General features: G+C 47.5%; 19 protein-coding genes. 5 read left to right on the forward strand and 14 right to left on the reverse strand.

The window, feature by feature from the left end; genetic code table 11:
• Window positions 1–132 precede the first annotated feature (132 nt).
• The 9 genes from EXW93_RS12085 to EXW93_RS12125 form a co-directional block, all read right to left on the reverse strand.
• Complete coding sequence (locus EXW93_RS12085; RefSeq protein ID WP_035396409.1) at window positions 133–1,386, reverse strand: EAL and HDOD domain-containing protein; 1,254 nt, start codon at window positions 1,384–1,386, stop codon at window positions 133–135.
• Between the two features lie 167 nt (window positions 1,387–1,553).
• The gene (locus tag EXW93_RS12090) at window positions 1,554–2,318 is read right to left on the reverse strand and encodes an alpha/beta hydrolase family protein (RefSeq protein ID WP_023469111.1); all 765 of its coding nucleotides are present in this window, start codon (window positions 2,316–2,318) and stop codon (window positions 1,554–1,556) included.
• Window positions 2,290–2,763, reverse strand: a complete 474-nt coding sequence (gene ytkD / locus EXW93_RS12095; RefSeq protein ID WP_023469112.1) for an RNA deprotection pyrophosphohydrolase — start codon at window positions 2,761–2,763, stop codon at window positions 2,290–2,292. Before ytkD ends, EXW93_RS12090 begins: the two co-directional genes overlap by 29 nt.
• A 172-nt stretch (window positions 2,764–2,935) precedes the next feature.
• The gene (locus EXW93_RS12100; RefSeq protein WP_174316499.1) at window positions 2,936–4,285 is read right to left on the reverse strand and encodes a glucose-6-phosphate isomerase; all 1,350 of its coding nucleotides are present in this window, start codon (window positions 4,283–4,285) and stop codon (window positions 2,936–2,938) included.
• A 113-nt stretch (window positions 4,286–4,398) separates the two neighbouring features.
• Window positions 4,399–5,565, reverse strand: a complete 1,167-nt coding sequence (locus tag EXW93_RS12105; RefSeq protein WP_174316500.1) for an iron-containing alcohol dehydrogenase — start codon at window positions 5,563–5,565, stop codon at window positions 4,399–4,401.
• Window positions 5,566–5,701: 136 nt separating this feature from the next.
• On the reverse strand, window positions 5,702–6,094 hold the full coding sequence (gene yugI / locus EXW93_RS12110) for a S1 domain-containing post-transcriptional regulator GSP13 (RefSeq protein ID WP_012371159.1): 393 nt from the start codon (window positions 6,092–6,094) through the stop codon (window positions 5,702–5,704).
• Window positions 6,095–6,530: 436 nt separating this feature from the next.
• Window positions 6,531–7,574: a ribonucleotide-diphosphate reductase subunit beta gene (locus EXW93_RS12115; RefSeq protein ID WP_023469115.1), complete on the reverse strand. Its 1,044-nt coding sequence runs from the start codon at window positions 7,572–7,574 to the stop codon at window positions 6,531–6,533.
• Complete coding sequence (locus tag EXW93_RS12120; RefSeq protein ID WP_023469116.1) at window positions 7,543–8,031, reverse strand: flavodoxin domain-containing protein; 489 nt, start codon at window positions 8,029–8,031, stop codon at window positions 7,543–7,545. The genes EXW93_RS12115 and EXW93_RS12120 overlap by 32 nt, the downstream gene beginning before the upstream one ends.
• A gap of 18 nt (window positions 8,032–8,049) precedes the next feature.
• The gene (locus EXW93_RS12125; protein WP_023469117.1) at window positions 8,050–10,317 is read right to left on the reverse strand and encodes a ribonucleoside-diphosphate reductase subunit alpha; all 2,268 of its coding nucleotides are present in this window, start codon (window positions 10,315–10,317) and stop codon (window positions 8,050–8,052) included.
• Window positions 10,318–10,773: 456 nt separating this feature from the next.
• On the opposite strand from EXW93_RS12125, the gene EXW93_RS12130 reads away from it, so the two are divergent.
• From EXW93_RS12130 to EXW93_RS12145, 4 genes are read left to right on the forward strand one after another with little or no spacing between them, the layout of a single operon-like run.
• Window positions 10,774–11,013, forward strand: a complete 240-nt coding sequence (locus EXW93_RS12130) for a NifU N-terminal domain-containing protein (RefSeq protein WP_023469118.1) — start codon at window positions 10,774–10,776, stop codon at window positions 11,011–11,013.
• Between the two features lie 56 nt (window positions 11,014–11,069).
• Window positions 11,070–11,864: a glycosyltransferase family 2 protein gene (locus EXW93_RS12135; protein ID WP_035396406.1), complete on the forward strand. Its 795-nt coding sequence runs from the start codon at window positions 11,070–11,072 to the stop codon at window positions 11,862–11,864.
• A gap of 4 nt (window positions 11,865–11,868) precedes the next feature.
• Window positions 11,869–12,366 carry an Lrp/AsnC family transcriptional regulator gene (locus EXW93_RS12140; RefSeq protein WP_023469120.1) on the forward strand — a complete coding sequence of 166 codons (498 nt, stop codon included), beginning with the start codon at window positions 11,869–11,871 and terminating at the stop codon, window positions 12,364–12,366.
• On the forward strand, window positions 12,363–13,553 hold the full coding sequence (locus EXW93_RS12145; protein ID WP_058713852.1) for an aminotransferase: 1,191 nt from the start codon (window positions 12,363–12,365) through the stop codon (window positions 13,551–13,553). The genes EXW93_RS12140 and EXW93_RS12145 overlap by 4 nt, the downstream gene beginning before the upstream one ends.
• 42 nt (window positions 13,554–13,595) lie before the next feature.
• Here the strand turns inward: EXW93_RS12145 and EXW93_RS12150 are convergent, their stop codons facing one another.
• Window positions 13,596–14,483: a MazG nucleotide pyrophosphohydrolase domain-containing protein gene (locus EXW93_RS12150; RefSeq protein ID WP_241492593.1), complete on the reverse strand. Its 888-nt coding sequence runs from the start codon at window positions 14,481–14,483 to the stop codon at window positions 13,596–13,598.
• Window positions 14,449–14,634: a hypothetical protein gene (locus EXW93_RS12155; RefSeq protein WP_075643072.1), complete on the reverse strand. Its 186-nt coding sequence runs from the start codon at window positions 14,632–14,634 to the stop codon at window positions 14,449–14,451. The genes EXW93_RS12150 and EXW93_RS12155 overlap by 35 nt, the downstream gene beginning before the upstream one ends.
• Before the next feature lie 93 nt (window positions 14,635–14,727).
• Between EXW93_RS12155 and ytvI the strand changes: the two genes are divergently transcribed.
• Window positions 14,728–15,852 carry a sporulation integral membrane protein YtvI gene (gene ytvI, locus EXW93_RS12160; protein ID WP_075643071.1) on the forward strand — a complete coding sequence of 375 codons (1,125 nt, stop codon included), beginning with the start codon at window positions 14,728–14,730 and terminating at the stop codon, window positions 15,850–15,852.
• Here ytvI and EXW93_RS12165 read toward each other — a convergent pair.
• From EXW93_RS12165 to EXW93_RS12175, 3 genes are read right to left on the reverse strand one after another with little or no spacing between them, the layout of a single operon-like run.
• Window positions 15,832–16,500 (reverse strand): DUF429 domain-containing protein, encoded by a 669-nt coding sequence (locus EXW93_RS12165; RefSeq protein WP_075643070.1) that lies wholly within the window; start codon window positions 16,498–16,500, stop codon window positions 15,832–15,834. The genes ytvI and EXW93_RS12165 overlap by 21 nt on opposite strands.
• Window positions 16,481–16,651 carry a hypothetical protein gene (locus tag EXW93_RS12170; protein WP_156323189.1) on the reverse strand — a complete coding sequence of 57 codons (171 nt, stop codon included), beginning with the start codon at window positions 16,649–16,651 and terminating at the stop codon, window positions 16,481–16,483. Before EXW93_RS12170 ends, EXW93_RS12165 begins: the two co-directional genes overlap by 20 nt.
• The gene (locus EXW93_RS12175; protein ID WP_023469127.1) at window positions 16,648–18,060 is read right to left on the reverse strand and encodes a leucyl aminopeptidase; all 1,413 of its coding nucleotides are present in this window, start codon (window positions 18,058–18,060) and stop codon (window positions 16,648–16,650) included. Before EXW93_RS12175 ends, EXW93_RS12170 begins: the two co-directional genes overlap by 4 nt.
• Window positions 18,061–18,153 lie beyond the last annotated feature (93 nt).

Below are 18,153 nucleotides of genomic sequence, written 5' to 3' on the forward strand. Positions count from 1 at the left end.
TTACTCCTTAATCCTTAGAAATTCTTCCTATTAGGCGATTCGAGACGAATAAAAACGTGTAATCCTACTCAGTTAAGAGAATGATTACACGTCGTCTTATGTCTAGAAAAAAGTCTTCAAACTCTTTTTTAGTTATATGATCGAGTCTGACTCTTCTTGAATATGTTTTTCTCGCTGCATGAGCCACTCTTGACTTTCCGTCAGTAAGGCATAGGCTCGCGGAAGTGATACATTTAAACGCTGACTCAGCAGTTCAAACTGATCAAAATCACCTCGATCTGCACTAATCGCAAGCACTAAACAATCCCGAAACGGATGATCCTTTCCTTGTAGAACAATCTTCAGAGAATCTTCGAGTGGCAATTGATCGATGATATCGTCAATATCAACAGATAATAACGCATCGATGTGCGATAACAAGCCAATCATGTAAGCACTCTCCGGTTGTAGTGTTCGGGTTTCGGTAGCAAAGAGTTCACAGAGCTTCGCACAGTGTAAAGAGGACCGTAATAACTCATTTGACCACTCATAAGGACTAGCAAGCTTCATCTCACGTAAAACAATCAACGAAATCCAACTTTTGAGTTGCGAAAAGCCAAGCAGTGAAATCGCTTGACGAACGGAACTGACGGTATTGCGTAAACCCATTCCTGGAGAATTGATCAGCTGTAACACTTGAATACTAATATAGGGATTCGCTTCAATCTCATCAACGACCTCATCGTACTTTTCATCCGTATCGAGCCATTTCAACATTTTTAACAAAACCGGTAGTTGCGGTGGGACCGCCTTTCCTTTCATCAACATCGGTTTAGCATAAAAATATCCCTGAAACCAGTCATATCCCATGTCAAGACACCGTGTATGATCTTCGTGCGTTTCGACACGCTCAGCCAACATTCGGATATGAGGATAATTGCGACGAACAATATGGAGGATAGCACTTTGCTCGCGAGGGGAAATCGTCTCGATGTCGATTTTAATTAAATCGATCAACTCAAACAATTCCGCTCCATGCTGTCGGAGTAAATCCGTCACAAAATCATCGAGTGCTAACGTAAAGCCCGCGTCTTTCCAACTATGTAGAACAGACAGCATCTCTGTATCGATCTCAACTGTTTCTAGAATTTCAATGACGAATTGGCTTGGATCCAAATAATGAATCAAGTCACTTTTCAACAGCTCTGCCGTGAAATTAACAAATAGCTTCTTGCCTTCTGCTACATGATCTACTCCCATATGAACAAGTGTATTCGTCAAAACATCCATCGTCGCTAAATCACCATCAAACACACTGATTTGTTCAATCGAACGATACAATAGTTCAAATGCATCAATCGAACCTACTCGATTAACGATGGGTTGACGTGCTAATAAGATATCCATCGTTCTCATGCCCCCTCTATTCTTCTCTGATGTCATCTATTATATCAAAGTTTACTTTTTAGGAGATTATTGTTTTTTACAACATATCAATGTTCTTATTTTTTAATTCTATGCCATTTTCCGTAACACAAAAAAACAGCACGACATTGGTCGTACTGCTTGAACTATCACCTTTCATCCGGATTCCATATACCAGTCTCAAACCAATTCAACACATTCCGCGTCACACGCAACTTGTCATGAATCGGAAATTGATGGGCATAGGCATAAGTCTGAAGCATCGTTTTTTCGGAATAACGTGCGGCATAAGCCGTCGCGTGGCGTAAACGAACGTTCTCATCATACGCACCGTGAATCAATAACACTTCACCTTGAGGTTCGACATGGAGCGGCGAGCGAACCGCGTATTCATCAGGAACCGTATCTGGTGTACCTCCCGTGTATCGCCGCAGCATCTTTTGCATCGTCTTCTGCTCTTCATACGTCCACGTCAACTCCGTCACCCCTGCCCAGGAAACCGTTCGAGCGACTGGACGGTGATGCGCCAGGAGCAGTGCCATCTGTCCACCACGTGAAAATCCAAATGCGTGAACATGCGAAACACGTTGCTGTAACCAGTCAAAGGCGCTGCAGGCGTCTTCGATATCGTGATGTCCAAAGTCTTCTTTTCCCGTACCCCCTAGATTTCCTCGATAGAAAGGTGCCATGACAAAAAAGCCTGCCTGTGCGAACGCGAGCAGTCGAGTCGGTCGGACCATTCCGATCGAACGCGTTCCACCACGCAAGTAGAGAATTCCCTGACCGTTCGCGACTTGCGGGAGTACGATATAGGCACCGACCCGTTCTCCATCCGCTGTGGTATAAAACATCCGGAACGTCCGAAACGGACCTTGCCGCGGAAGTTCAAACCAATCGGCGTTCGCTAAGTACACGGAGCGTCTCCGGAAGGACACGGTCCTTCATCATGAAGCTGTATTGTCGATTCGTATCGAGACGTTCAGGGAGTTCCTCGAATAGAAAAGCACCATCCGTTTCATCCACGGCAAGATGAGACGACAATGATCCGATTTGCGCGAAATAGATGTTTTTGATGATCGTATCGCCTTTTCCGGCAACCCGATACTGCCCGACATATGAGAGGGAATCGATTTCCCCACCTGTCTCTTCCATCACTTCACGACGTGCAGCTTCTTCCGCCGTTTCCCCTGGTTCAACCTTTCCACCAGGAAATTCATAACCACGTTGCTTATGATGGGTCAGCAACCATTTTCCTTCGTACACGGCAATGACCCATACGTGCAAGGGACGATCCGAGAACGGATGGTCATCAAAACTTAACTCCACTTGATTTTGATAATAATCCAAGAATGTAATCACGTACGTGCACCTCATTTCTTCTTCTAACTTCACTTTACCTGTTTCACGGGTATTCTAAAAGTGAAAACGCTAGGATTACCTGTAAATCTGGAAAATGATAGCCTACTATCATCCGCTAAAGACAAAAAAACAGCCGATGTTCCACTAGGGAACGATCGACTGTCGTTTCATATTACTTCAAACGTGCTTCGAGTTCTGCTTTTTCTGCTTCGAATCCTGGTTTCCCAAGAAGAGCGAACATGTTTTTCTTGTACGCTTCGACGCCTGGCTGATCAAATGGGTTCACTCCGAGGAGGTAACCACTCATCGCACAAGCTTTTTCGAAGAAGTAGAACAGGAATCCGAGGTGATACGGTGTCATCTCCGGAAGTTCGACTGTCAAGTTCGGTACTTGTCCGTCCGTGTGCGCAAGCAACGTACCTTCTGCTGCTTTATCATTGACGAATTGAATCGACTTCCCTGCAAGGAAGTTCAATCCATCGAGATCCTGAGCGTCTTCTTCAACAGTCAACGCATGACGCGCTTGACCGACTTTGATGACTGTCTCGAATAGGTCACGACGACCTTCTTGAACGTATTGTCCCATCGAGTGAAGATCCGTCGAGAAGTCGACCGCTGCTGGGAAGATTCCTTTGAAGTCTTTTCCTTCTGACTCGCCGTATAATTGTTTCCACCACTCTGATACATAATGAAGTGCTGGTTCGTAGTTGACGAGAAGCTCGATCGTCTTCCCTTTCGCATAGAGCGCATTTCGAACGACCGCGTATTGATACGCTTCGTTTTCAGCTAGGTTTTCACTCGCATAGCGCTCTTGCGCGTCACGTGCCCCTTGCATCAACTCTTCAATCGAAATACCAGCTGCTGCGATCGGTAATAGACCAACCGGTGTCAACACAGAGAAACGACCGCCGACATCATCCGGAATGACGAATGTCTCGTATCCTTCAGAGTCTGCGAGTGTTTTTAATGCACCACGCGCTTTATCCGTCGTTGCATAAATCCGGTGTTTGGCTTCTGCTTTACCGTATTTCTCTTCCATGAACGATTTCAAGAGACGGAACGAAATTGCTGGTTCTGTCGTCGTACCCGATTTCGAGATGATGTTGACCGATACATCTTTTCCTTCGAGGACTTCGAATAAATCGTGCAGATACGTCGATGAGATATTATGACCTGCATAGATGATTTGTGGTGCTTTGCGATCTTCTTTTGATAACAAGTTATGGAATGAGTGTCCGAGCATCTCGATCGCAGCGCGCGCTCCGAGATACGAACCGCCGATTCCGACGACTAACAACACATCAGAATCCGACTTGATTTTTTCTGCAGACGCTTGGATGCGTGCAAATTCCGCTTGATCGTAATTCGTCGGAAGATCTACCCATCCTAAGAAATCACTTCCTGCACCTGTTCCTGCATGAATCGCATGGTGAAGCGTCTTTACCGTTTCCGCCATATGATCTACTTCATGTTGACCTACGAATTGTAGGGCTTTCGAATAATCAAAACGTACTGTTGACATGCCATCGTCCTCCTTATTCATTCGCAACGAAATGCGACCTTCCTTTTCATTAAAACGCAAGAAGGAAGGTCGTTCAAGTCTTTTGTGAAATGAGTAGCAAATGTTACAGATTGTTATAGGGCAGCTGTCACGATTTGACGAACGTCTTCGTTTCCAAGTGATTTGAAGTTTCCGAAGTCGCCGCGTGTCATTGCTGACTTGACGATTGCGTCAACTGTATCTTCTTTGATGTCGTAATCAGCGAGACGATTCGGTGCACCGAGTGATGTCCAGAAAGCACTGATTGCGTCGATTGTCGCGTGTGCTGCTTCCATCTCTGATTTACCTTCCGTATCAACGTTAAAGACGTTCTCACCGAGTGTGACGAAACGATGTGCGTTTGATTCGTCGAGTACGTGGCGCATCCAGTTCGGGAAGAGGATCGCAAGTCCACCTGCGTGCGGGATATCGTGAACAGCTGAAACCGCGTGCTCGATATTGTGTGATGCCCAGTCTCCACGTGCGCCCATTTGAAGGACACCGTTGAGCGCCATCGTACCAGCGAAGAGAATCGTGCCACGAAGTTCAACGTTCTCGAGATCGTTGACGAGTTTCGGTGCTGCTTCGACGACTGCTTTCATGACACCTTCTGTCATCCGTTCTTGGACCGGCGCATGCGCAGGGTGGAAGTATTGCTCGAGGCAGTGGCTCATCATATCGACGATACCGTAGATTGTTTGATCTTTTGGCACACTGACTGTGTACTTCGGATCAAGGATTGAGAATGTCGGGAACGTAAGCGGGCTTCCCCAACCGTATTTCTCTTGTGTCTTCCAGTTCGTGATGACGGATCCTGAGTTCATCTCAGAACCTGTTGCTGCAAGCGTCAAGACTGTTCCGAATGGAATGACTGTCTCTGGTGTTGCTTTGCCAATGACGAGATCCCATGCTTCGCCTTCATAAGGAATACCAGCAGCAATCAATTTCGTGCAGTCGATGACAGAACCGCCACCGAGTGCAAGCAATGCGTCAACGTCTGCTTCACGTGCGATTTTGATACCGCGCTCTGCTGTCTCGATACGCGGGTTCGGTTCGACACCGTCGCATTCGACGTACTCGATTCCTGCCGCGTTGAGTTCACGTGTGACATCATCATAAACGCCATTACGTTTAATACTGCCGCCACCGAAGACGAGCATGACTTTCTTTGCACCGAGTGCTTCGAGTTGTGGTTTCAGTTGGCTGACTTGACCGTCACCAAAAATAAGTCTTGTTGGATTGCGATATTCAAAGTTTTCCATCTGTGTTGCCTCCTCAATAAGTAATGAACACCTTACATTATCCACACATTCCCCTTTCGCATCTAATTTAATGCTTATTCTATGTAAAAATCGCATAAAAAAAGAGAACCGACCGATGTCGATTCTCTCATGTGGCTTATTTTTGGAAGTTTGATTTTTCAATCCATTCTTCCAATTTACCTTTAAGAACGTTGAATCCAGGTGCTTCTTCTTGTTTGAAAGCAGGACCTGCATCGCGACGTCCAGCGTTTTTGCGTGGACCTTTCGCGCGTGCTTCACGTTTTGGAGCTTCCTGAGTTGCTTTGATCGAAAGCTTCATTTTTTTGTTAGCTTCGTCGATGTCGAGAACTTTAACAGTTACTTCATCGCCAACTTTTACGTAATCGTTGATGTCTTTTACGTAATCGTGTGAGATTTCTGAGATGTGGACGAGACCTTGTGTTTGCTCGTCAAGTGCTACGAAAGCACCGAAGTTTTGAATACCAGTTACTTTACCAGTAACGACTTGGTCTTTTTCAAAGTTTGCCATAATGTATACACTCCCTAACTAAATTCATCAACTTATAATAACACACTTTTCTTGTATCGTAAAAAATATTTTTGGAATTTGTTTATTTTTTATTTCACGAGGGAACATTTTAGTAGCAAGACTTCAAGTATTCCCCCTGATTCTGCCGAACTTTCCGAGTTCGGCCCTTTTTTTGTTCTTTTGTTGAATTGACCTAAGTGACAAAGAAAAGTAATGCTTGAAACGAGAAAGACGAAAGACAGATAAGACTATCAAAAAAAACGGACAGTCTCGGTCTGCTCGCTTTCCGCGGACAAGCCCTCATGCCGCTTTAGATGCGTCGCATCTTCCAGGGTCATGATGACTTGTTTTTCCGCAGGAGTCGAGCAGAACCTCGCCTGTCCTAGCGTAAAGGAAATATAGAGTAGAAGCAATCATCAATTGATCTATTTATTACTTACAGATCGTCGAATCCATTCGCATCCGTTACTTTCGCATACGAACGTGATTTTTGTTCGAAGAAGTCCGATTTCGTCGCGTTCATCGAATCATCTGAATACGCACGAATCCATGGCATGACGTCTTCGTCGTGCCCTTCATAGAGATCCGACAAACCGATGACGCGAAGGCGTTTGTTTGCGAGATATTTAACGTAATCACGCATTTCACTGACATCAAGACCGTCTAGATCACGCAAGACATATTCGCTCCACTCGATTTCAAGATCGACGGCACGCTTGAACGTGTCGTAGACGAATTGTGTGAAGGAGCCATCGGCATCAATTTCTGGATGCTCCGACAGGACAGCACGTAACAATTGACTGATGAAGTACGAGTGTTGTAATTCATCCCGTTGAATGTAGCTGATCATCGTCGATGTTCCGACCATCTTTTGATGACGTGCTAAGTTATAGAAGAAAGCAAAGCCAGAATAGAAATTGATCCCTTCAAGAACGATCGAAGCAACGAGCGATTTCGCGAAGTTCTCTGGAGTCCGGTCATTTTGGAAATCTTCATATAAATCAAGGATGAATGCATTACGCTTCATGACCATATCATCGTCTTTCGCGATATCGAAAATCCGGTTTTGTTCAGCCAATGGAACCAAGCTGGATAAGACGTAGCTGTACGATTGATTATGAACGACTTCCTGTTGCGCAACGATCGCAAGAATCGCGTGGACGGACGAATCCGATGTGAACATTGCCGATTCCAAGATATAACGTGTCTGAACCGAGTCAAGGATCGAGAGTAGCCCGATGATTCGTTTAAAGGCATCCTGTTCCCGTTCGCTCAATTGATTCCACTGCTGCATATCCTTCGACATCGAGATCTCATCTGGGATCCAGAAGTTCGATAACAGTTGTTTGTAGATCGAATAAAACTGTGGATACGCAATATCGTTCCAGTTGACGATGGCACTCGTTTCGCCACCGATGATCGCTGTCGCGCGATTCGGATGACGTGCATCAAGCAGTTTGATTTTTTGTAGCTGTTCCATGTGCTTCGACTCCTTCTTGCTGTAATTGAAGAATGGTCCGTTTCGTCCATTCCTTGACGAGATGCGGGCGATTGCGTGGTGACTGCTCGATTTTCAATAGTTCGCCGGCAAGTGGCACCCCGAATTTCGAGAGATGATAGGCCATCTCATCCACGGCGCGACAATATTTGACGAACATCTTGTCCCCTGTTCCAAAAACAGCTGCCTGCGGAATCGCATGCGAACTCTCCTTCAGAACGGTTCTAAGACAATCGCGCATATCGTCGGGTAGTTGCCCATCCCCCCACGTATACGAACCAAAATAGACGATATCATAAGGCATTAACTGATACGTCGTCACTTCGTCCGCAAACAACATCGTCGGCTCGATTCCCATCTCAGAACACGTCTTCGCGACGAGTTCTGCTACCTCCTCCGTGTTTCCACTCAATGACGCGTATACGATTGCTGCCTTCATGATATCGTCCTCCTTATCTTATGATGAACACGATTCACATTCGTCGATTTCAACCGTCGTCGAACGCGTGTAGTAGATCGTCTTCATCCCGAGTTGCCATGCTTCCATGTGCATCTCGAGTAACTCTTTCGCCTTGACGTTATTTTTCACGTACAAATTGAAACTGATCGCTTGGTCGATGTGACGCTGACGCGAAGCATTTTGACGAATGCTCCATAGCTGGTCAATCTCAAACGCTGATTTATAGAACCAGTTCGTTTCCGGTGTTAAATCTGGAACAGTGACTGGAATCTTATAGTTTTTCTTCTCTTCCGAGTAGACTTTTTTGTAGATTGGATCAATCGATGCCGTACTACCCGCAATGATCGCCGTCGATGAGTTCGGTGCGACTGCCATCAAGTAAGCATTACGCATTCCGTACGCCGTGATGTCCGCTTGGAGACGATCCCAATCGAGTTCATCCGTCGTTTTATAGTGGCGACGTTTGATGTACTCTCCTGTTTGCCATTCCGAACCTTCGAAGAGACGGTACGCGCCCTTCTCTTTCGCAAGTTGCATCGACGCATCGATCGTCAAATAAGCGATCTTCTCGTAGAGACGGTCTGCGTATTGTACCGCTTCGACCGATTCCCAACGGATGCCTTCGAGTGCGAGTAGATGGTGCCAACCGAACGTCCCAAGACCAACGGCACGGTATTTTTGATTCGTCAATTGTGCTTGCGGGACATCGATCGTATTCAAGTCGATGACGTTATCAAGCATCCGCATTTGAATCGGAATCAATCGCTCTAAGACGTCAGAACGAACTGCACGTGCAAGTGCGATCGATGACAAGTTACAGACGACGAAGTCCCCTGGTGTCTTCGTGACGATGATCTTACCGTCTTCCGTGTACTCTTCCGTCACGGTCGTCGGGCTCATGTTCTGCATGATTTCCGAGCACAGGTTTGACGAGTAGATCATGCCTGCATGTTTATTCGGATTCGCACGGTTAACGGCGTCACGGAAGAACATGTATGGCGTTCCTGTCTCAAGTTGCGAACGCATGTAGCGTTTGACGAGATCGATTGCCGGAACTGTTTTTTTGCTGAGACGCGGTTCGTTGACACACGCTTCGTATCGTTCCGTGAAGCTGCCCCCTTGTTCCGTCTCATCAAAGTAATCTTCAAGGCTGAAGCCCATAACGGTACGAATTTCATGTGGGTCAAACAAATGCCAGTCTTCTCGTGCTTCGACGGCACGCATGAAACGGTCTGGTAAGTTAACACCTGTGAACAAGTCGTGTGTCCGAAGTCGCTCATCCCCATTGTTGAGCTTCGCGTCCAGGAATTCGAGGATATCTTTATGCCAGATGTCGAGGTACACCGCGATCGATCCTTGGCGCATACCGAGCTGATCGACGCTGACTGCCGTGTTGTTCAATTGTTTCATCCACGGGATGACACCGCTTGAGACACCTTTGAAGCCTTTGATGTCTGAGCCGCGTGAGCGAATCTTACCCATGTAGACGCCGATTCCGCCGCCACCTTTAGAAAGTGTCGCCACGTCCGTGTTCGAGTCGTAGATGCCGCGTAGCGAATCATCGACTGTATCGATGAAACATGAAGAAAGTTGACCGTAAGACTTACCAGCATTCGAAAGCGTCGGAGTCGCAACTGTCATGTAGAGATTCGACAATGCCCAGTAAGACTCTTTGACTAGTTCTAAACGACGTTCTTTCGGTTCGTTTTGCATCAGTGTCATCGCGATGACCATGAATCGTTCTTGTGGTAGCTCGTACAAGTTTTTGACGTGATCACGTGCGAGGTACCGGTCTGCCAGTGTTCGAAGACCAATGTATGTGAACAAGTGGTCGCGGGATGGATCGATCGTTGCCGACAGTTCGTTGATGTCTTCCTTCGAATACGCATCTAGTAAATGTTTCGTGAAGATGCCGATCTCTGTCAGTTTTTCAATCAGCGTATACAGCGAACCATACCGTTCTTCTGCTGCATATCCGCGATTTTCACCTGCTTCAAGGTATAACCGATTTAAGTAAGTCGCTGTCGCTACGAATGTCCAGTTCGGCTCTTCTGCCTTTAACATATCGAGTGCGTGCATCGTTAACAGTTCATAGACTTGATCGGCTTGTAGGGATTTTCCTTCAAGCGCTCGGATGGCACGTTCAGTATAGCGGTCGATATCAAGCTCCGGATACGTTTCCGTTGCTTGTCTAATCACGACATATACGTCTTCTATTGTCATTGCACCTTTAAAGATGCGTGCTGTATTCAGTGGAGATGCCACTATGAACCACTCCCATTCTCTATCGTTAAACAGGTTCGCATTAGACGATGAAATACGCTAAACTAAAAAAAGACGTCCTACATATAGAAGGAACTCTACAACTCTCACTCTATATATAGACGTTTTTAGCGTTTTTAAACCTGTTAATCTACAAGATATAGGTTATCATTGAAATTCAAAAAAATAACCCCTTGCTTTGAAATTCAGGTAAAACAATTTGAAAAAGGCATCATGACGCCTTTTGAGATATATTGAGATAGCGAGTAAAATGCATTATAAGGTCAAGTGAACCGTTAAAACAAAGATGGTCCATTTCTCCTACTAGAAGAAAAATATTCTCTTCGAATTTTCTGATATACTGAACGTATCGATCTTCCGTCTATCAGGAAGAAGGATTCCATCCATCTATCACGAAAAGACGGCATATACGTATGTACGTTGAAAGGAGCTTACCTCATGCAAGTCGATTACACACCAAATCCGAATTCCGTCAAAATCACGCTCGAAGAACAGCGCTTCGGTGCTAAAAGTACGAGTGTCAAAAAAGAAGATACACCTGAAGATGCGTTGCTCGCATCACTGATCGCCCTTGATGGCATCGACAATCTATTCGCTTACGGCGACTTCGTGACGGTTACGAAAGAACCAGAAGCAGAATGGAACGAACTGCTACCACGCATTGAAGCAAACATGTAAAAAACAAGAAGACACCTGTTCCTGGACAGGTGTCTTTGTTCAAGGAGCGATCACTGATGCCAACCGTATCCATCATCATTCCGACGTATAATCGTCCTCGTGAATTAGCAGAAGCGCTAGAAGCATTGACGCGTCAACACTATCAAGACTTCGAAGTCATCGTCTTAAACAATAATGGAGACGATGTCTCAGCAGTGACGGCTGCCTATCAGGACCGTCTTCAACTGACCTATGTCGCGTTACCTGAAAACCATCATGTTCGTGCTCGAAATCATGGTGTCACGCTCGCTTCCGGTCGGTATATCTTACTTCATGACGACGACGACCTCTTATTACCGAGTCACCTCGAAGAAGCGGTCGGCGATCTCGAAGCTGGTGCTGATCTCACCTATACGGACGCGGAGCTCTTTACGTATCGCTGGGAAGGCGATCACCGGATCGCACTTGATTCTGAGCCGTTCGCATATCCGTACGATCCGGAGACGATTCGAGAAGACTCGACATATATTCCGTCCGGGTCGCTCTACCGTAAATCGCTCCACGATCAACTTGGTCTGTTTGACGAAGACGTCTTCAACTACTGGGACTGGGACTGGATTTTACGCGTCGGCAAGGATCATTTAATACTGCACCCGGCGCGCGCGACCGTCTTATATGCTTTCAATCCATCAGGTAATCATGAATCCGCACGTCAGGATGCAGCCCGACGCGTCTTTTTTGAACGCCTCGTTGAAAAACACCAACTTCCGACAAATGAAATGAAGAACTTCCATATCGTCCAGGCTGAGCGACGCGAACGATTGCGCCAGACCCGCCGTACCTTCAATGGTCAATTGACAGAAAGTGAGTGATCCCATGTACACCGAAAAACAACTCGAATTATTAGCATTATTAACACAAAATGGTCCGATGGACTTGGACTTGCTTGCGCAAATGCTCGACTGGGAAGCGTCAGAAGTAGCCGCTTCGATCGAGACATTCAAACGCGACGGTGTCCTACTCGGTTACACTGCTGTCATCGACTGGCAAAAGATTCATGCCCATCATGGCGTGACGGCTTTCATCGATGTCAAAGTCACACCGAAACGTGGACGCGGTTTTGACGAGGTAGCGGAGCGGATCCATCGTTTCCCGGAAGTGACGTCCCTCTATTTGATGTCAGGCGCATATGACTTACAAGTCGTCCTTGATGGCAAATCGCTACAGGAAGTCTCTCAATTCGTCTCGGAAAAATTATCGACGCTCGACTCCGTCATCTCGACGACGACCCATTTCCGCTTGAAGACCTACAAGCACGATGGTGTTCTCTTCAGTCAGGATGATGACGACAAACGATTGAAGGTGTCTCCATGAAGTCTCTATCTGAACGTGTCGAACAGTTAGCCCCATCCGGCATCCGTCGTTTCTTTGATTTAGCAGGATCGATGGAAGACGTCATCTCCCTTGGTGTCGGCGAACCTGATTTCGTCACGCCATGGAATGTTCGCGAAGCGAGCTTCGCAGCACTCGAACAAGGCTATACAGCGTATAGTGCCAACGCCGGTTTACTCGAGTTACGTCAGGAAATCGCGCTCTACATGCAAGAAAAGTTCGCCATCTCCTATTCGACGACGGAAGAAATCATCGTCACGACCGGAGCCTCAGAAGGACTTGATCTCGCTTTTCGTAGTTTGATCAATCCAGGAGATGAAGTCATCGTCGTCGAACCGGCATTCGTTTCGTATGCCCCTTTGATTGAACTCGCTGGAGGCATTCCTGTCGCCGCTGCGTGTCATGCAGAAGACGGTTTTGCGATTCAACCGGAAACGATCGAACAGTTGCTGACAGATAAGACGAAAGCGATCATTTTCTGTTTCCCATCGAATCCGACAGGCTCAACGATGTCGCGCGATCAATTAGCGGACCTAGCGTTACTCGTCCAAAAGCATGATCTATATGTCATCAGTGACGAGATCTATGCGGAACTTTCCTACGAAACGGAAGCGATCTGCTTCGCGACCCTTCCCGGAATGCGGGAGCGGACGATCATCATCAACGGCTTCTCGAAAGCCTTCGCGATGACAGGCTGGCGGCTTGGTTTCACTTGTGCCCCACCTGCAATCACGCAATCGATGCTGAAGGTCCATCAATACGGCATGATGTGTGCCCCGACACTCGTTCAATTCGCGGGCATTGAAGCACTGCGTTCTCGTCATAAGACGGTCCCTGACATGGTGACGAGTTATCGGCAACGCCGGAACTACTTCGTTAAGGCGCTAAACGATGCGGGTCTTCCGACACACTTACCAGGTGGCGCTTTCTATGCCTTTCCGTACATCGGTCATACCGGACTGACGAGTGAACAGTTTGCTGAGCAACTGCTACTCGCTGAGCGCGTCGCCGTCGTTCCAGGATCCGTCTTCGGAGCAAGCGGTGAAGGTTATGTCCGGGCAAGTTACGCGAGTTCGATTGAACAACTCCAAGAAGCGATCGCTCGGATTCAGCGCTTCATGAAAAAATGGCAGACTCAAGATGAGGCAGCATCGTCACATTCACATTAAAAAAATGATCCGCCTTGCTCCGAAGAGTAGGCGGATCATTTTTTAGTCTACATAAAGAACGAGGAACATCCGATGATCGTCTTCTGCATGATACGGCGAGATTGGACCGAGTTGTGGCGCAAAGACTTCCAACCGATACGGTGAATCCTTAAAGTCAAGTGGTGTCCGCTCTTTGATCAAGCGCCCCATTTCGTCCGCTAGTTCTTTCACTTCAACCAAACTACGCGAGCGTTCCATCGGTGCTTCGAAGACGAATGCCTCGATTCCCTCAATCGACGCACATCGGAGGAAACGCCGGAGTGACGGCAATGCTGCTTCCATGTTGTCCTCGATCGTTTGGTTCTCCTCGTACACAGGGGCTCCCCAGAGGCGCGCCTCACTTCCAGTCGCACTCCGGAAATGATCAATCGTCTCTTCCGTGATGGGATCACGCGTCAACGCGAAGCGTGTTTTATCCCGCTTCAGATTCTTTTCATTCGTCCGGTCGATTTCTGTCAGTAAATCCAGTTGAAGTGGTCGTGCTAACCGAAACAATTCGCGTTGCAGACGTGCTAAGGAATGACCAATCGGAACAATCGTATCTTTCGCTTTCGGCGGTTTATCGCCTTCATATCCGTTCATGACACGTGCGATTTGTCCGGCCTCATGCACGAGTCGATAAAACGAACCGTCCTGATCATCGTTTGCTGTATCAAGCGTCTCATGCTGTGCTGCAAGATCCGCCACGTATTGATTTGCAAGGCAGGTCGAGATCATCAAGACATCGACCAGCTCCAAGCGAAGGGCTTCTAAATCATTTTGTTCCAGTGCTTCACCGACCTCACCGACTTCTTCCGTCAGGCGTGCGAGACCAGATAGTGGTCGAAAATAACCGCCGAGTGAGCGAATCGTCGCATCAACCTTTTGTTGTAGTGTCTTCATCTGTTCCATCTGTCTGACCCTCCACGATTGCTTGGCGTACGTGCCTTTCTGTCTCTTGTTTGACGTGTTGTGCATACGCCTGATTTTTCTTCCATTCCCGGATTCCGACAGATGTCGCAGCAATCAACGCAGCTATTAGTCCGATTTCTCTTTTACGCATCGAGATCTCCTCCTTTTGAATGACTCGTAATCTATCTAAACATGATATGATGATATCAATAAATTCTACATAATCCAGTAAGAGGTGTTGCTTGTGTCGACTGAACGTCTTTGGCAAATGGCCCGGTTCCTGACGGTGATCTTCGCCTTCTTAGTTGGTGGATGGTTACTCATCCGCCTCTCGTCCATCTTATATCCATTCGTCTTTGCGTTTCTGCTTGCCCTTTTCAGCCGACCGCTCGTTGATTTTTTCCAAAAGCGGTTACGGATCAATCGTGGATGGGGTGCATTGTTATCGATCATTTTGATCAGTGGCCTATTAGTTGGGTCGCTCGCCTTGATCATCATGCAGTTGATTCGCGGTCTTGTGTTCGTCGCCAATCAATTACCGGCGCAAATTCAAGAGTTAAGCCTGTATTTTCAAAAGCTGTACAATGAAAAACTGGCACCCATCTGGAACGATGCTTCGGAAGCCTTACGCTCACTGGAACCATCGCAACAAAATACGGTTCAAAACAGTATCCAATCCCTCGGTAGTTCACTTGCGAGTGCGATTGGCGAAGGATCAAAAAGTATCGCTATGATGCTACAGACAGTCCTTGCGACGTTACCATCGATTGCACTGATTTTCGTCATCGTCCTACTCGCTTGGTTCTTCATCGCAAAAGATTGGCACCAATACGAGATGCGATTGAAACGTTATGAGATGCTTCCTTGGTTCGCTCGTTTCGAATCCGTCTTCTTGAGTCTACGGTCTGCCTTGTTCGGCTATCTCAAAGCACAGTTCACGTTAATCACGATCACGTTCTTCATCGTTTTGATCGGTTTGTTCATCATTGGTGTCGAGCATCCGTTTGCAGTCGCTTTTATCGCTGCCTTTTTCGATATCTTGCCGTATCTTGGTACTGGTTCCGTCTTCTTGCCTTGGATCGCTTACTCCTTAATTACCGGAGATACGACACTTGCGATTGGACTCGGGATTCTGTATGCTCTCGTCATTCTACAGCGTAACATCATGGAACCGAAGATCGTCGGCGACAACATCGGCATTCAACCCATCACGGCATTGATCGCGCTGTTCGTCGGGATCAAATTCTTTGGGGTCTTCGGACTGATTCTCGGACCATTGATCGCTGTCATCTTAAAAGCACTCTACAACGCCCAGATTTTCCATTATATTTGGGACTTCGTCAAAGGATCACCCACACCATTTCGGTGAGGGTGATTTTTTGGGTACAGCTGCATATAACGGATATCCTTCCGCGTCCACCGGTCGACTCGCCGGTAAATAATCACACGGAAAACGGGCGCCCGTCGCAAGCAGACAAGCGTCGAGCCAATCATCGATTGCAACATGCGACTGACGCTGTTCCCATAACGGTGGACAATCCAAACGCTCGAGCAATTCAATCCGTTCCGTAATGCCTTCGGTCGTCTTCTTTGAAAAACGTGCCGGATGACCGGCGAGTCGTGTGAAACAAACTTCCGGATGGGCTTCAATCATCTCCGTTCGATATACGCTGCGAACTTCTCTGATTTTCGGTAATAGATACCACGCTTGTTTTGAAAGCCCGATCCCCGCATGTTGTTTCGCTAAATCATTTGCTTCCATATAGCTAGAAGCTGTCAGCGCACTGAGGAACGGGGCATTGAAGACACTGCTCGTTCGCCCAGGGCGTAATTCCTGTCGCAACAACTGATCCGTTTCGCGTCGTCCTTCCGTTAAACCAATCGGCATATCAACCCAAATCCGGTCAGCTCTAGGAATATTTGCAAGTGTCGGTTCGACGAATCCCGTATAACGACCATTTTCGTACATAACGACGACCCACCCCGCCTTTGCCGCATCAATCCCGATGACGTGCATTCGTCTTCTCCCGGAAAGAACGCAGTAGTGATAAGACGGTGAAGATACCGATGAACGTCGCGAGACCGAGCGATAGACGGTCGCGCGCATCCATATACCAGACGACGGCAAGAATCGTCAACAAGACGCCGAGTAGATTCCAACGTCTCATTTTTCTTGCTCGACGAACCGGTACAGACTACGGACCATGACGCCCGTTGCTCCTTTTGGACCAATCTCAGACGCTTGATTCTGTTCCGATGTTCCCGCGATATCGAGGTGCAACCAAGGTGTGTCACCGACGAATTCCCCGACGAACGCACCACCGAAGATCATATGTCCCATGCGTCCCGGTGAATTGTTCAAGTCTGCGACTTCCGAACGGCGGACTTGTTTAATGAACGCATCGACATACGGCATTTGCCAGACCATCTCATTCGTCTCTTTCGTCACCTGTTCAAAGCGTTCGTAAAGTGACGCATCGTTTGTCAACGCACCTGTGATTTCTGTTCCAAGCGCGACAAGGACACCACCTGTCAACGTTGCGAGATCGATGATCGCTTTAGGTTGATATTCTTTGACGTACGTGACTGCGTCAGCAAGGACAAGCCGTCCTTCCGCATCCGTGTTCAGGACTTCAATCGTTTTTCCTGCCATCGACGTGATGACGTCATCCGGCTTGAAGGCATCCCCGGAAATCATGTTGTCGGTTGCTGGAATGACACCGATGACGTGAACATCTGGCTTCAGTTGACCGAGTGCTTCGAACAGACCAAGAACGGCTGCTGCGCCTCCCATGTCGCCTTTCATTCCGACGATCCCGTCTTTCGGTTTGATGGAATAACCACCTGTATCGAATGTGACACCTTTTCCGACGACCGCGATCGGTGCTTCTGCTGATCCTTTATATTCAAGGACGATCAATTTCGGTGGAATGACGGATCCTTGGTTAACGGCAAGCAAGGCGCCCATCCCGAGTGCTTCCATCTCTTCCTTATCGATGATTCGGAGATCATGTCCATGACGTTCGGCGATGAAACGTGCTTCGTCCGCAAGCGCTGGCGCCGTCAAAAGATTCCCTGGCATCGTTACGAGACGACGCGCTAAGTTCGTCGCTTCGCCCAAGGCCGTACCACGAAGGACGGCTTCGTCATCAGAAGGTAAAACCGTCAGATGTAACGTATACGCTTTCGAAGGCGACGTCTTATAATGTTTGACCTCATATGTAGCGAGGGTGAACGTCTCGGCAATCAGCTCGACTGGTTGCCCTGGGAATGTCGTTGCATCGACTGTGACATGTTCTAAGCGACGTGCTTTGACATGCTGTGCCGCTTTTCCGAGCAAGCGACGTAAATCGTCTTGTGAGAGTTGATCGACTTTCCCGAGCCCGACGAACAGCACACGTGCGACGTCGCCCGCTAACGTTGGCAACAGACGCAGTTCTCCGCGTTTCGTTGAGATATCGCCTTGACGAACCCACTCTTCTAGTTTGTCACCATACAATGCTTGTAACCGTTCATCGAGCGGTTGATTTCCAGAAATCCCGACAACGAGTACGTCTACGGATTGATTCGTTTGCATATAAAACTCCCCCTTTGACTAGTATCTATTAGTATGAAGTGTTTTCAGTCATTTTCCAACTGATAGCCTCTCGACTGACCGCAAACGCTTTCA

Source organism: Exiguobacterium sp. JMULE1, from assembly GCF_013337175.1.
In the GTDB taxonomy this organism is placed as follows: domain Bacteria; phylum Bacillota; class Bacilli; order Exiguobacteriales; family Exiguobacteriaceae; genus Exiguobacterium_A; species Exiguobacterium_A indicum.

Coding starts and splice junctions, on each gene's coding strand:
- EXW93_RS12100 (WP_174316499.1), bottom strand. CDS start 4,285: ATGTCAACAGTACGTTTTGATTATTCGAAAGCCCTACAATTCGTAGGT.
- EXW93_RS12145 (WP_058713852.1), top strand. CDS start 12,363: ATGAAGTCTCTATCTGAACGTGTCGAACAGTTAGCCCCATCCGGCATC.
- EXW93_RS12120 (WP_023469116.1), bottom strand. CDS start 8,031: ATGAAGGCAGCAATCGTATACGCGTCATTGAGTGGAAACACGGAGGAG.
- yugI (WP_012371159.1), bottom strand. CDS start 6,094: ATGGCAAACTTTGAAAAAGACCAAGTCGTTACTGGTAAAGTAACTGGT.
- EXW93_RS12150 (WP_241492593.1), bottom strand. CDS start 14,483: ATGGAACAGATGAAGACACTACAACAAAAGGTTGATGCGACGATTCGC.
- EXW93_RS12170 (WP_156323189.1), bottom strand. CDS start 16,651: ATGAGACGTTGGAATCTACTCGGCGTCTTGTTGACGATTCTTGCCGTC.
- EXW93_RS12105 (WP_174316500.1), bottom strand. CDS start 5,565: ATGGAAAACTTTGAATATCGCAATCCAACAAGACTTATTTTTGGTGAC.
- EXW93_RS12085 (WP_035396409.1), bottom strand. CDS start 1,386: ATGGATATCTTATTAGCACGTCAACCCATCGTTAATCGAGTAGGTTCG.
- EXW93_RS12155 (WP_075643072.1), bottom strand. CDS start 14,634: ATGCGTAAAAGAGAAATCGGACTAATAGCTGCGTTGATTGCTGCGACA.
- EXW93_RS12140 (WP_023469120.1), top strand. CDS start 11,869: ATGTACACCGAAAAACAACTCGAATTATTAGCATTATTAACACAAAAT.
- EXW93_RS12115 (WP_023469115.1), bottom strand. CDS start 7,574: ATGGAACAGCTACAAAAAATCAAACTGCTTGATGCACGTCATCCGAAT.
- EXW93_RS12165 (WP_075643070.1), bottom strand. CDS start 16,500: ATGCACGTCATCGGGATTGATGCGGCAAAGGCGGGGTGGGTCGTCGTT.
- EXW93_RS12135 (WP_035396406.1), top strand. CDS start 11,070: ATGCCAACCGTATCCATCATCATTCCGACGTATAATCGTCCTCGTGAA.
- EXW93_RS12175 (WP_023469127.1), bottom strand. CDS start 18,060: ATGCAAACGAATCAATCCGTAGACGTACTCGTTGTCGGGATTTCTGGA.
- EXW93_RS12130 (WP_023469118.1), top strand. CDS start 10,774: ATGCAAGTCGATTACACACCAAATCCGAATTCCGTCAAAATCACGCTC.